Source organism: Desulforegulaceae bacterium, assembly GCA_034006035.1.
GTDB lineage: Bacteria > Desulfobacterota > Desulfobacteria > Desulfobacterales > JACKCP01 > JACKCP01.
This window is the reverse complement of record JAVETN010000002.1, coordinates 262,683-274,909: the sequence shown is the minus strand read 5'-3', so window position 1 is coordinate 274,909 and position 12,227 is coordinate 262,683. Positions and strand designations below refer to the sequence as shown.

Annotated in this window: 15 protein-coding genes; 3 read left to right on the top strand and 12 right to left on the bottom strand. The window is 36.4% G+C overall.

Annotation, left to right across the window (positions count from 1 at the left end):
• The coding region (locus tag RBR53_03205) for an outer membrane protein transport protein (GenBank protein ID MDY0131654.1) at nt 1–613 on the bottom strand (613 nt) is incomplete at its 3' end.
• A 435-nt stretch (nt 614–1,048) separates the two neighbouring features.
• On the opposite strand from RBR53_03205, the gene metF reads away from it, so the two are divergent.
• Nucleotides 1,049–1,945 (top strand): methylenetetrahydrofolate reductase [NAD(P)H], encoded by an 897-nt coding sequence (metF, locus tag RBR53_03200; protein MDY0131653.1) that lies wholly within the window; start codon nt 1,049–1,051, stop codon nt 1,943–1,945.
• Between the two features lie 59 nt (nt 1,946–2,004).
• Here metF and RBR53_03195 read toward each other — a convergent pair whose 3' ends face one another.
• From RBR53_03195 to RBR53_03170, 6 genes are all read right to left on the bottom strand, one after another.
• Nucleotides 2,005–2,838, bottom strand: coding sequence for an MBL fold metallo-hydrolase (locus tag RBR53_03195; protein MDY0131652.1), 834 nt, complete (start codon nt 2,836–2,838; stop codon nt 2,005–2,007).
• Nucleotides 2,839–2,861: 23 nt separating this feature from the next.
• Entirely contained in the window at nt 2,862–3,245 is a 384-nt protein-coding gene (locus RBR53_03190) for a NifB/NifX family molybdenum-iron cluster-binding protein (GenBank protein ID MDY0131651.1), read from the bottom strand.
• Nucleotides 3,242–4,129: an ATP-binding protein gene (locus tag RBR53_03185; GenBank protein ID MDY0131650.1), complete on the bottom strand. Its 888-nt coding sequence runs from the start codon at nt 4,127–4,129 to the stop codon at nt 3,242–3,244. Before RBR53_03185 ends, RBR53_03190 begins: the two co-directional genes overlap by 4 nt.
• 1 nt (nt 4,130) lies before the next feature.
• Nucleotides 4,131–4,976: an ATP-binding protein gene (locus RBR53_03180; GenBank protein ID MDY0131649.1), complete on the bottom strand. Its 846-nt coding sequence runs from the start codon at nt 4,974–4,976 to the stop codon at nt 4,131–4,133.
• The gene (locus tag RBR53_03175) at nt 4,977–5,501 is read right to left on the bottom strand and encodes a NifB/NifX family molybdenum-iron cluster-binding protein (protein MDY0131648.1); all 525 of its coding nucleotides are present in this window, start codon (nt 5,499–5,501) and stop codon (nt 4,977–4,979) included.
• Nucleotides 5,502–5,582: 81 nt separating this feature from the next.
• Nucleotides 5,583–5,918: a DUF134 domain-containing protein gene (locus RBR53_03170; GenBank protein MDY0131647.1), complete on the bottom strand. Its 336-nt coding sequence runs from the start codon at nt 5,916–5,918 to the stop codon at nt 5,583–5,585.
• 147 nt (nt 5,919–6,065) lie between these two features.
• Here RBR53_03170 and RBR53_03165 point away from each other — a divergent pair, with 147 nt between their 5' ends.
• Complete coding sequence (locus RBR53_03165) at nt 6,066–6,821, top strand: hypothetical protein (GenBank protein ID MDY0131646.1); 756 nt, start codon at nt 6,066–6,068, stop codon at nt 6,819–6,821.
• The gene (locus RBR53_03160) at nt 6,802–7,644 is read left to right on the top strand and encodes a hypothetical protein (protein ID MDY0131645.1); all 843 of its coding nucleotides are present in this window, start codon (nt 6,802–6,804) and stop codon (nt 7,642–7,644) included. The genes RBR53_03165 and RBR53_03160 overlap by 20 nt, the downstream gene beginning before the upstream one ends.
• 1 nt (nt 7,645) lies before the next feature.
• Here the strand turns inward: RBR53_03160 and minE are convergent, their stop codons facing one another.
• The 5 genes from minE to RBR53_03135 form a co-directional block, all read right to left on the bottom strand.
• The gene (gene minE / locus RBR53_03155; protein MDY0131644.1) at nt 7,646–7,918 is read right to left on the bottom strand and encodes a cell division topological specificity factor MinE; all 273 of its coding nucleotides are present in this window, start codon (nt 7,916–7,918) and stop codon (nt 7,646–7,648) included.
• Nucleotides 7,919–7,945: 27 nt separating this feature from the next.
• Nucleotides 7,946–8,749 carry a septum site-determining protein MinD gene (gene minD / locus RBR53_03150; protein ID MDY0131643.1) on the bottom strand — a complete coding sequence of 268 codons (804 nt, stop codon included), beginning with the start codon at nt 8,747–8,749 and terminating at the stop codon, nt 7,946–7,948.
• Nucleotides 8,750–8,787: 38 nt separating this feature from the next.
• Nucleotides 8,788–9,471: a septum site-determining protein MinC gene (locus RBR53_03145; protein ID MDY0131642.1), complete on the bottom strand. Its 684-nt coding sequence runs from the start codon at nt 9,469–9,471 to the stop codon at nt 8,788–8,790.
• A gap of 103 nt (nt 9,472–9,574) precedes the next feature.
• Nucleotides 9,575–10,690 carry an alanine racemase gene (alr, locus tag RBR53_03140; protein ID MDY0131641.1) on the bottom strand — a complete coding sequence of 372 codons (1,116 nt, stop codon included), beginning with the start codon at nt 10,688–10,690 and terminating at the stop codon, nt 9,575–9,577.
• A gap of 220 nt (nt 10,691–10,910) precedes the next feature.
• On the bottom strand, nt 10,911–12,116 hold the full coding sequence (locus RBR53_03135; GenBank protein ID MDY0131640.1) for a thiolase family protein: 1,206 nt from the start codon (nt 12,114–12,116) through the stop codon (nt 10,911–10,913).
• Between the last annotated feature and the right edge of the window lie 111 nt (nt 12,117–12,227).

Here is a 12,227-nt window from a genome sequence, read left to right as displayed (position 1 = left end):
GAATTCCTTTTTCAACAGCTATTTCTAAAACCTTCATTTTAAATGGGTTGGCCTTATAAGTTCTTCCAGCGTTACACTCAGACTGCCCAAGGCTTACACCAAAACCGAATGAAAGCTTGTCACTGAACTTGTAAGCTACTGTAGGAGTAACTGCAACTCTCACATAATGGGATTCCCATGCAAAAAATGAAATCGGGTTTTCATAAGGATTTTTATTGGACTCAATTGTAAGTCCGTATGGTGAATAAGCCGCAACACCAAAACTTACTCTGTCTGTAATAGGCATTGCATAACCAAGGGCAGGGTTTATCAGAGTGTCATTGTCTGTTTCATTGTCGCCGGCCATTAGAACTGAGCCATCTGCCGCCTTAACTTTCATTTTTGAAGTAACGTCTGCATTATAAAACACAGCACCTGCTGAAAAAGTAGGCCCTTCAATCTGTGTAAGACCTGCCGGGTTGTAATAAACTGCAAACGGTGTGTCTGCCTGTGCTGCAACTGCTTTTCCCTGTGCTGTTTCTTTGGCCCCTATTCCAAAGGTTTCAACACTTCCGGCGTAAGCTGAAGCAGCGGTAAAACAAAAAATTATTGCAAGAATTAAAATCCTCTTCAATTGATCCTCCCGCCTAAGTTAAGTAAATATATAATTATCTTTTTTTATAACCTGTTTTTTCAGGATTAACTCTGTTAGCTCGGCGCAAACTCACTTGTCAATGATAAATAGTATTTTTGTTCTGATTTTAGAATATCAATTCTGTACAATGCTCTATTAGTCATAGATTAAGCAGATTTTTGAAGTTTGTTGTAGAATTTGTATTTTGAAAAATTTTGGCTGATAAATTGTTTAAGGTCTAAAAAAATGAATTTAGTTTTTTTAGAATAAAGTTTGTTTTCAGGTGGTAATTTGGTTTGGCCTTATAAGTTTGTTTAGCTTGTGGTACATTGTTAATTGTTTTGTGATAGCCGGGAAAGTTGACATATAAATTTATCTTGATATAATGATTTATATCTGTTAGTCATTTCAAAATTAAATCACTCAGGAGAAATTATGCTAGTTAAAGATATATTAAACTCAGTTAAAACAAGTTTTAGTTTTGAATTTTTTCCGCCTAAAACTGAAAAAGGATTTGAAAATCTTTTTAAAAATATTTCGGAATTAAAAAAACTTGAACCAAGTTATGTAAGTGTAACATACGGGGCAGGAGGAACTACAAGAAACAGAACCCATAATCTTGTTGAAAGAATAAACAAAGAAACAGGAATTACCGTTGTTTCTCATCTGACCTGCGTTGGAGCTTCCAAAGATGAAATAAGAGAAATTTTAGAAAATTACAGTGAAATCGGCATAAACAATATTTTGGCTTTAAGAGGTGATGCACCTGATATAAATTCAGGGTGGGAGCCCCATCCGCAAGGATTCCATTATGCTTTTGAGCTTGTTGATTTTATAAAGAAAAACTTTCCTCAAATGTGTGTTGGAGTGGCAGGTTTTCCAGAAGGCCATCCTGAAACTCCAAACAGAATTTTGGAGATGGATCATCTCAAAAAAAAGATAGATTGCGGAGCTGATTATATTGTGACCCAGCTTTTTTTTGATAACAGGGACTTTTATGATTTTTGTGACAGATGTCTTTTCTATAAAATCGAGGTTCCTGTAATTGCCGGAATTATGCCGGTTCTTACAAAAACCGGAATGTACAGAATGGCAGAGCTTGCAGCAGGTGCCAGATTTCCAGCCTCACTTCTCAAGGCGGTTGAAAGGGCAAAAGATGATGAGGGTGTTGCAAATATAGGAATCCACTGGGCAACTGAGCAGGTAAGGGATTTGATTGATAATAAGGTTAGAGGAATTCATTTTTATACTCTTAACAAATCTCCTGCAACAGTAAAAATCTACCATTCCCTTGGAGCTGAAAACTCAAGCAGTTTTTTAAATCATAAATAAAAAATTAAAAAAGCAGGTTTTGTAGAAAACCTGCTTTTTTATTAAAAATAAAAACCTGGTTAAAAGCTGTAGGGCATTCCAAGTTCTATAAAGTCGTGATTAACACTTTTTGATCCTGCAAGTTTTACCTGGGCAAATCTTCCTGTGCAATGACCTGTTATAAGATTTTCAATTTCAAAATCTTTAAGCTTTTCAATTATAAGATCCATTTTTTTTGAATCAGCTCCCCCAAGATGAAGCCCTCCCATTACAGTATGGAATTTATTTGAGCCAACAAGCTTTGAAACATGGGTTAGGGTGTTTATTATTCCCCTGTGGGTACACCCAAGTATAAGAACATTTCCTTTTTTTGTATCAATTACAATTCCAAGGTCATCTGGAATAGTATCTTTTATTTTTTTTCCGTTTATTTCAGAATAAAAATGCTCCTCAATCATTTCAAAGTCATTTGTAAATTCAACTTCACCAATTGTGATTATATTTTTGGAAACTTTTTGGCTTTTTTCTGAAAGCTTAAGCTTAACTCCCTTGGATTCAAGGTATTCCTTTGAAAAAGAGCATCCTATGTCAAGGTAATTTATTTGGTCAAGGGATGCCAGTTTTGGAAGAAAACACCCTGGATGGGCAAAAAGTTCAAAAGCTGTTTTTTCAGCTATCAGTCCAAGTGCTCCTGTATGATCATAGTGTCCATGGCTTAAAACAACTTTTTCAATTTTAGAAATATCTTTTCCAAGAACTTTCATATTGTTTTCAAAAGCAAGCCCCTGGCCTGTATCAAAAAGAATTGTTTCTCCATTGTTTTCAATTAAAAAAGACAACCCATGTTCGCTTATCAGGCCCATTCCTGTTGGAGCAGTATTTTCCACCACAGCTGTGATTGTAATTTTGTTCATTTTTTCTCCCATGAGGTTGAAATTTATAGAACATTAAGGCAGTCTTCTCTTTTTTTGTCTGGATGTCCCTGGGAATTTGGTTTTGCCGCTGAATTAAAAACCCCGTTTTTGTACTGCTGAATAACGTCAATAACCCTTCCTGCACCATTGACAATAATATCAACTCCTGCCTCTTTTAAAACCCTGAAAGCCTTTGGTCCTATATTGTTTGTTATTACAACTTCAGCCCCGGCGTCAATTACAAGTTTTGCAGCACTTACCCCGGCTCCCTGTTCTGCTTCTGAATTTTCTAATACTTCAAATTCAAGAGATTCAGGATTTATTAAAAGAAAGTAGGGGCATCTTCCAAATCTTTCATCCAGTTGGGATCTAAGCTCGGGGCCTTGTGAACTTATTGCTATTTTCATTTTCTCGCCTCTTGATTTTCCTGGTTTACAATTGCCATTACATCTTTGAATATTTCTTTTAAAATTGTTGAGCCCGGTCCATTGGAATACTCAACCGGAGCTTGTTTATTCATTATTGCCCTGGGAAAATCTTCATCAAAGGGGATTTTACCCATGAAAAGAGAGTTGGATTTTTTTGCATAGTCTTTAATCTGCTCTGTGATTTCAGGGTTTAAATCATATTTATTAACTATAATCATCACAGGTACTTTAAGAAAATCACAAAGATCTTTTGCCTTTATCATATCGTGCATTCCGGAAAGAGTTGGTTCTGCCACAATAAGGCTGTAATCTGCTCCTGTCAGTGCTGAGGTTGCAGGGCATCCTGTTCCTGGAGGGCCGTCAGTTAAAATTATGGAAACATTTTGCTTTTCAGCTTCTTCTTTTGCTCTTTTTCTTAATTGATTTATAAGAAGGCCCGAGTTTTCTCCGCCAATATTGAGTCTTGCATGGACCATTGTTCCCAGGTCTGTTTTTGAAACAAACCATTTTCCAGATTCTTCAGGAATAAGCTCCACTGCTTTTTCAGGACAGAATTCATGGCAGACTCCGCAGCCTTCACAATCAAGATCGTTTACAATATAGTCATCGCTTATTGCATCAAACTCGCATCTTTCAATGCAAAGTCCGCATTCACTGCATTTGTCTTTGTGGATTTTTGCCTTTACACCTGAAGTATATGAGTTTTCTTCTGAGTCAGAGGGTTCTATTATAAGGTGAAGGTTTGCAGCGTCAACATCTGCATCTATAAGGATTTTTTTATCTGTACAAAGCTTTGCAAAAGAGGCACTGACACAGGTTTTACCTGTTCCTCCCTTGCCGCTTATAATCACAAGCTCTTTCATTTTAAGCCCCTAAATTTTGAGAAATTATTGTTTCAATGGTGTTTTTAAACTCTTCCATTAGTTCTTTTCTTGAGGAAACAACCAGGTTTCCTTTGGAATAGTCCACAGCAAGATCTCTGGAATAAGGAACTTCCATTAAAATCGGCAGATTTGCTTCTTTTGCATAATCATGAATAATTGTTATTTCTTTTTCGTGTTTGTTTATGATTACTCCGCATGGTTTTTTAAGAAGCCTTGCTGTTTCCACTGCAAGTTTTAAATCACTTAATCCAAAGGGACTGGGCTCTGTAACAAGAAGCACATAATCACAGTCTTTCATTGCAGCAATTGCAGGGCAGGATGTTCCGGGTGGAGCATCAATAATTGAATGAATTTCAGGATCCAATCTTTTTTGAACCCTTTCAATAAGCATGGGAGATGCCATTTCTCCGGTTTTTAAATCTCCTGAAATAAGAAAAATGTTTTTATCTATCTGCTTTGAATATATTGAACCCAGCATTTTTTCGCCCTCGGAAATTGCATTTTCCGGACAGATATAAAGACAGCCTTTGCAACTATGGCAAAGGGTTGGAAAAATCATTACTTTATTAAGCACAACTGCAAGAGCATTGTATCTGCAAACTCTTTCACATTCCTTGCAGCCTGTACATTTATCCTGCTGAATTGAAGGAATAAAAAGATAAATATCCTCTTGCTTGGAATTAGAATCGTCAAAAAAAATTGAGGCGTTTGGAGCTTCAACATCACAGTCTGCCAGCTGGATTTTTTTACCGTATGAGGCCGCAAGAGACGTTGCAATTGTTGTTTTTCCTGTGCCGCCTTTTCCGCTTGCTACGCAAATTTTCATTTAAAGCCTCCCAGACTGATTTCTGCCTGTTCCTTTTCGGCCACAGCTTCCCATTCCACGGCCCTGGCCCATTCCACGACCACCGCGGCCTCTGCCTCCACCGCCTTGACCCATTCCTCCGCCTTGTCCAAGACCTCGGCCTTGACCTGTTCCTCTGCCTGCTCCTGAGCCTGGTGTTCCAGGTGAAGAAGGTGGACCTGCTGGCGGAAGATTCCCCTGCTTTGCAAATTCCATTGCTTCGGCCACAGTTCCTGAAAAGCTTATAAAAGAAATTCCTGCTTCATCTAAAACAGCCTGGGCTTTTGGCCCGAGATTTCCTGCAAAAAGCATTTTTACACCTTTTTCAGCTATAAGGCTTGCAGCTCCGGTTCCAGCTCCTGTTTCGCTGTTTTTAGCATTGTTATCAATAACTTCTTCTATTGAAGTTCCCTCTTCATTTGTAAGAAGAAAATAATCAGCTCTTCCAAAGCGTTCGTCTACTAATGCTGAAGAGTCTTTTCCGTTTGATGCTATTGCTAGTTTCATTTTGCATCCTCCTTAGTTTCGGATGATTTAAATTAAACTGGTGAGCAAAAACAGCTGAGTTTTTAATCAGCTTGTATTTGTTCAACCAAGATTACGCCTGTTTTTGTGTTTACCCTTAAAATTGGGGTGGATTTCAAAGTTTCCGCCTTCAATATTAATTGCTTTTCCATTAATTATTGCATCGGCAATTTTGTTTCTTGCACTTGCAAGAATTCTTCCAAAAGTCTGTCTTGAAACTTCCATTTTTTTCCCTGATTGCTCATGGGACAATCCCTTTAAATCAGCAAGCCTGACTGCCTCAGTTTCATCTATTGTAAGTATTTTCTCTTCAAGTTCCCTTAAAGGAACTCCCCTTGGCTTAAAGTAGTTTGATTTTGGTTTTTGTCTGACCATTCTTTGTTTAACAGGCCTTGCCATTACCCCTCCTTTATGAGCGTATGCTCATAACAATATTCCCATGATCCTGAGTCTGTCAAGGTAATAATCAAAAAAAAATTTGTTGTTACAAAAATCTGGCCATGTTAATTTGAAATTAATTCTACTAATACAAACTGCAGGTAATTAATGGAGCAAGTTCTTGAGGAAATAAAAAAAATAGCAATTGAAGTTGTAAATGAATCAAGGGAACCTGCCTTTTATAAAGATTATAATGAGCTTTTAAAGAGGTCTAAAATTTTTTTTGCCCAAAACGATCTTATAAGAAAAATCAGGGGTGATTTATTTGAAACCCTTCAAGACAATTTTGGTCATGGATATGGGCATGCTAAAAAAGTTGCAATTGAGGCAGGAGTTATTTTTGTCATAGAAATGGAAAGAGCAGGGGGCAATAAAAGTGAAGAACATTATTTGTCCATAGCCCAATCAGCAGGCCTTTTGCACGATATCTGCCGAAAGGAAAAGGATCATGCTAAAAAAGGGGCTATTTATTCAAGGTCTTATCTTGCCAATATTCTCCCTGATAAAAACAATATAGATTCTATTGTTCATTCAATAGCAAATCATGAAGCCTTTTGTTCTTCTTATGAGCCGCCTCCTAGTTTTGAAGCCTTGATATTGTCGGGCTCTCTTTATGATTCAGATAAATTTAGATGGGGCCCAGATAATTTTTCACATATGCTTTGGGCCATGCTTGAACATATTGATATAAGTCCTGCTCAATTTATGGGAGGATATAAAAGAGGAATAGATTCCCTTAGAAAAATCAAGAAAACTTTTAGAACTCCCACAGGAAAAAAATATGGTCCTGAATTTATTGATACAGGCATAGAAATAGGAACAATTCTTTTTGACAGGATAAAAAATGAGCTTGGAATTGGTTGATATAAATGAAGAAAATGCTTCGGAAAATGTAAGAAAAGTACCTGGTGGGGTTTATCTGTGTCAGAATGATTATCTTTCCTGCGGAGCATGTTGTGGAATTTATAATTTTTATTATAATTCTTTTAAAGATTTTTTTGAGGTGATCCTTGAAAGAACCTTAAGTTTTGACAAGGTTGAAAGGGAAATGGAAAGTGTTTTAAATTTTGGAGTAAAAGAAACACAAAGAATTGAAAAACTGGGCAAAAAACCTTTTCCAAAATTTCATCATTGTCCCTTTGCAGGATTTATGGATTCAAACTATGAAAAACCGGGTTGCCTTTTACACCCTCTTTCAGAAAAAAACAAAGGAATAGATTTTAGAGGTCTTAGTTATTATGGAGGCCTTGCCTGTGCATCTTATTTTTGTCCCACCTATTATAATGTTTCTGCTAAAAGAAAAGCTGTTTTACGCAGTGCAGTGGAAGATTCATACTCATACGGTCTTTTAGTCACTGAAGATAAAATGATTAATTCTGTTTTTGATCTTATAGAAAAAAAAAGGGGAGCAAACCTGCTTCCCCATGAACTGAATGACGAGGCTTTAATTAAGCTTGAAAAAATTTTTAAGCTGAAACTTGACTGGCCTTTTAAAACAAAAAACAATCACCCTGCTAATTATTTTTTTGGTGATAAGGAAAATGAGCAGGGTAGCTTAGTTCTTGAAAGTTCAGAAGTCGCTGAAATTTTAAAATCAGCAAAAGCTGAAATTTTTACTAAAAAAGATATTATTGATGCTGAAACATTTATAAATAAAGAGATTACAGAGTTTATAAGTCTTTTATAAATTATTTACTCTTTCTTTTTGCAGAAAGAATAGGAGTATTCAGTTCCAGGGCAGATAAGTCATCCTGTCTTTTAATATCAAGTTTTAAAGAGTTTTTGTCTATTTCAAAATATTTTGAAATTACATCAACTATATCTTTTTGAAGTGCTTCAAGTATTTCATCTGACACCTCCAGCTTGTCGTAAATAAGTGCAAACTGAAGTCTTTTTTTGGCAATATCTCTTGATGATTCTTTTGTTTTACCAAAAAATTTACCAAAGAATCCGTTCTTCATAATTCTCACCTTTAAGGGAAAAAGATTTTATTTTTTCAATCCAAGTTTTGAGCCTATCTTGCTCCAAATGCCTTTTTGATCATAATCCGGCTCTTTTATGGGAATGGTTTTGTCTCCTAACATCCTTTGAGCTATTCTTGTATAAGCTTGTCCGGCCTTTGATGTTTTGTCGTTTGTTATATAACTTCCTGTATTTGTTGCTGCTATTACTCTGTCGTCCATTTCAACAAGTCCTATAAGCTCTATAGAAAGCACGTCTTCAACATCTTTATGGCTGAGCATATCCCCGTTTATAACCATTTGGGGAACTATTCTGTTGACTATAAGTTTGGGAGTAATTGATCTGGCATATAAAAGTCCGATTATTCTGTCAGCATCTCTTACTGCTGAAACCTCGGGAGTGCATACAACAACTGCTTCATCAGCTCCTGTTACCGAGTTTTCAAAACCTTGTTCTATTCCTGCAGGGCAGTCTATGAGAATATAATCAAACTCTTGTTTTAATTTTTTGGTTACCCTTGCCATATCATCTGTATTTAAAGAATTTTTGTTGTCACTCTGGGATGCGGGAATAAGATAAAGTCCTTTTATTCTTCTATCCCTTATGGCAGCCTGCTTGACCTGGCATCTTCCAAGAGCAAGATCCACCACATTGTAAACTATTCTGTTTTCAAGGCCCATTACAACATCGAGGTTTCTAAGACCTATATCCATATCAACAACAGCAACAGTTTTTCCAAGAGAAGCAATTGCAGCTCCAAGGGAAGCAGTTGTAGTGGTTTTGCCGACTCCCCCTTTTCCTGATGTAATTACTATAACTTTGCCTTTCAAATCTGCACCTCTTTTTTGGGTTGACATAAAGCTTTGTTTTATCTGACTTCCGGCCAGGGAAGTTTTGAAAAAGGATTTTGTTCAAGATAATCGGTGATTTCAAGTTCTCCTAGATTATTTAAAAAAGCTATTTCAGCCAGGCTGGTCTTTTTTTTCTTTCCTCCCACTCCTATAACATCATTAATTTGAATCTGAGAAGGTCTGAAATCCAGAGCAAAAATTACAGAGTTGTTATTTTGTTTTTGACCGGCAATGGCTGTTCCGAATAAAGAGCCCAGGATTATAATATCTCCGCCTGCAATTATTTCAGCACCCGGGTTTACATCCCCATAAATCACAAGGTGGTTTGAAGCGTCAATTTTCTGGCCGGATCTTACCCGGCCTGTAATCAGGAGAACATCACTTTTTGAGTTTTTCCATCCCCTTTCAACTTCCCTTGTGCGAATTCTTTGTTTTAAATCAGCTTTGATTTTTTCCTGACTTTTGAAAGGTTGAACCGATTCTACAGAAAATTTATCTTTTAAAAAAGGAAACAGTTCTTGAGAAATTTCTGAATTGTCAAATTCCGAGTCAATGTAAATATGAGCTCCTTTGACAAGATGGCTTAAAGGTTCAAGAGCTTTATACACTTCTTTGTTTAATTTTTTTTTTGAAATACTTTTATCAATTACAAGCCGGAAACCGTCACCGACCCCTTTGATAAGTATTGATTTTTCAGCCATTTTAAAGCCTTTTACGGTAAGTTACCTGAAATTTTAAAAAAACAGAAGTTTTTGCATCATGACTTTATAAAAAAAAGGAGTTGATGTGTCAAGATGAGTGTAGTTAAACATACACTCTTTTAGCTCTTGAAGTAAGGGAAGATACTATTTCATAATTAATAGTCCCAAGTTTTTCTGAATGATAATCTGCAGTAATAATCTTGTCTGTAAAGATTATGGCATAGTCGCCTGGATTTACATTTTCAATTTCACTTATATCTGCAACGCAAAGATCCATGCAGATCTTGCCTCTCAGGGGTGCTTTTTTGCCATTTATAAGAACATGGGTTTTTGATGATAAAAGTCTGGAAAATCCATCTGCATACCCAATGGCAATAGAGGCAAGCTTTGAATCTTTTTTTGCCCTCCAGGTTCTGCCATAACTTACATAGGTTCCTTTTTTTACTTTTTTAACCTGGACTATTCTGGCTTTTAAGGTCATTGCCGGAACAAGATTTATTATGTTTTTGTCTATTTCAGGAGAAGGGTAGAGTCCATAAATTGAAATTCCAGGTCTTACAAGGGATTTTCTTGACTCCTTGATGTTAATAAGTCCTGCACTGTTTGCACAATGAAAAAACTCAAAGAATATTTTGTCTTTTTCAAGGTTTTTTAAAAGTGAATAGAATTTATTCATCTGAAAATAAGTATATTCAAGGTCTTTTTCATCTGCTGATGAAAAGTGGGTAAAAATTCCAATAGGGTCAATGTTTTCAAGGTTTATTATTTTTTTAACTTCTTTTGTAATCTCATTAATATCGCCGGGGATTCCCACCCTTCCCATTCCTGTGTCAATTTTAAGATGAACTTTAACCTTTGTTTTTATTTCCTTTGCTCTGGCTGAAACAGCCCTTGCAGTTTCATAGTCATAAATTGAAATATCAATATTGTTTTTGCAAACATCTTCAATCATGTTTTTGCAGGGATATCCAAGAGTTAAGATCCTTGAGTTTATTTTGTTTTCTCTTAACTCAAGAGCTTCTTCAGCCCTTGAAACTCCAAGAAGAGAAGCTCCGCTTTCAATTGCTTTTTTGCTCACTTCAACTGCACCATGGCCGTATCCGTTTGCTTTTACTACAGCCATTAAAGAAGTGTTTTTTCCTGCAAGGGTTTTTAGTGCTTTTACATTTTGACCGATTCTTTTTAAATTTATTTCTGCAATAAGATCGGTTTTTTCCATGGCTAATTCTGCTCTTTTCAGGTTTAAATATACTTACAATTTGCAGAGTTTCCTGAATAGGCGGGTAGATGTCAATGATTTAATTTTGATAACCATTTTTTTAAGAATTGATATAAAACAATGATTCTGGGTTGTAAAATTTATGGAAAGAACTTGGATAAAAAACTTCAGGGCGGAAAAATCCGCCCTTTATTTGCAAAAATTAAATAAATTTCAAGTTTTAAACGTCAAGGGTCCACAAAGAGTTTACAGATGGGCCACCGCCAACACAAAGGGAGGCACCGCCAAGGGTTTTGCCCTGTCTTTTAAGCTCATAGTAAAGTGAGACAATAATTCTTAGGCCTGTACATCCAACAGGGTGTCCAAGGGCAATACCTGAACCGTTTTTGTTTACCTTGTCCATGTCTATTTTAATATTAAAATCTTTCTTAAGCATTCTTCCTACACCAAGCCATTGAGCAGCAAAAGCTTCGTTTATTTCCCAATAATCTATATCGTCAAATTTAAGTTTTGCCTGGTCAAGACATTTTGGAATTCCCACAGCAGGTCCAAGTCCCATGAATTTAGGATCAACTCCTGCATCGCAAACATTCACAAGCTTCATAAGAGGCTTTAGTCCAAGCTCTTTTGCTTTTTTTGCAGACATTAAAACTGTTGCAGCAGCTCCGTCATTTATTCCGGATGCGTTTGCAGCGGTAACAACCCCGTCTTTTTTAAAAACAGTTTTTAATTTTCCCATTGTTTCCATACTGGCGTTTTTTATTGGATGCTCGTCAGTATCAAAAATTATTGTTTTTTTCCTTGAAGGAATTTCAACTGGAACAATTTCTTCTTTAAAAATTCCGGCTTCAATTGCAGTAGTTGCTCTTTGGTGGCTGATCAATGCCAGCTCATCGCACTCCTGTCTTGAAATTGAATATTTTTCTGCAATATTTTCTGCTGTAATTCCCATGTGGCCGGGAACAAGTTCATCAACAAGACCGTCATGAAGCATTTGATCTTCCATTTGTCCTGGTCCCATTCTGTAACCCTGTCTTGCTTTTGGAAGAAGATAAGGGGCATTTGTCATGCTTTCAACTCCAATAATAAGAGCAGATTCAGTTTTTCCAAGCATTATATTATGGGCTGCAATTTCCAAAGCTCTCATTCCAGATGCACAGTTTTGGTTTACACTTACAGCACTGCTTTCATGGGAAAGGCCTATCCTCATGGAAACCTGTCTTGCAGGAAGGGAACCCTGCATTCCAGAATATACCTGTCCCATACAGATTTCATCCAAAAGCTCAGGCTTTATTCCAGTTCTTTTTATTGCTTCTTTTCCAACACAGATGGCAAGATCTCTTGCGTTTACACTTTTAAGACTGCCAAGAAAGTCTCCAATTGCAGTTCTGCAGGCTCCAACCATTACAACATCATTTAATTCCATAAACCTTCTCCTTTTATTAAAAATTTTGATTTTTATACAGGCGATAATATGGATTTTCTTTAAAAACAGTGTTTTGCATATTTTCCAAGGGTTATCAAGTGAAAATTAAAA

What these genes read in the sequence shown, in the direction of transcription:
- RBR53_03195 (MDY0131652.1), bottom strand. Translation starts at nt 2,838, where the DNA reads ATGAACAAAATTACAATCACAGCTGTGGTGGAAAATACTGCTCCAACA.
- RBR53_03135 (MDY0131640.1), bottom strand. Translation starts at nt 12,116, where the DNA reads ATGGAATTAAATGATGTTGTAATGGTTGGAGCCTGCAGAACTGCAATT.
- RBR53_03165 (MDY0131646.1), top strand. Translation starts at nt 6,066, where the DNA reads ATGGAGCAAGTTCTTGAGGAAATAAAAAAAATAGCAATTGAAGTTGTA.
- RBR53_03185 (MDY0131650.1), bottom strand. Translation starts at nt 4,129, where the DNA reads ATGAAAGAGCTTGTGATTATAAGCGGCAAGGGAGGAACAGGTAAAACC.
- RBR53_03190 (MDY0131651.1), bottom strand. Translation starts at nt 3,245, where the DNA reads ATGAAAATAGCAATAAGTTCACAAGGCCCCGAGCTTAGATCCCAACTG.
- RBR53_03160 (MDY0131645.1), top strand. Translation starts at nt 6,802, where the DNA reads ATGAGCTTGGAATTGGTTGATATAAATGAAGAAAATGCTTCGGAAAAT.
- metF (MDY0131653.1), top strand. Translation starts at nt 1,049, where the DNA reads ATGCTAGTTAAAGATATATTAAACTCAGTTAAAACAAGTTTTAGTTTT.
- RBR53_03145 (MDY0131642.1), bottom strand. Translation starts at nt 9,471, where the DNA reads ATGGCTGAAAAATCAATACTTATCAAAGGGGTCGGTGACGGTTTCCGG.
- RBR53_03170 (MDY0131647.1), bottom strand. Translation starts at nt 5,918, where the DNA reads ATGGCAAGGCCTGTTAAACAAAGAATGGTCAGACAAAAACCAAAATCA.
- alr (MDY0131641.1), bottom strand. Translation starts at nt 10,690, where the DNA reads ATGGAAAAAACCGATCTTATTGCAGAAATAAATTTAAAAAGAATCGGT.
- RBR53_03180 (MDY0131649.1), bottom strand. Translation starts at nt 4,976, where the DNA reads ATGAAAATTTGCGTAGCAAGCGGAAAAGGCGGCACAGGAAAAACAACA.
- minE (MDY0131644.1), bottom strand. Translation starts at nt 7,918, where the DNA reads ATGAAGAACGGATTCTTTGGTAAATTTTTTGGTAAAACAAAAGAATCA.
- RBR53_03175 (MDY0131648.1), bottom strand. Translation starts at nt 5,501, where the DNA reads ATGAAACTAGCAATAGCATCAAACGGAAAAGACTCTTCAGCATTAGTA.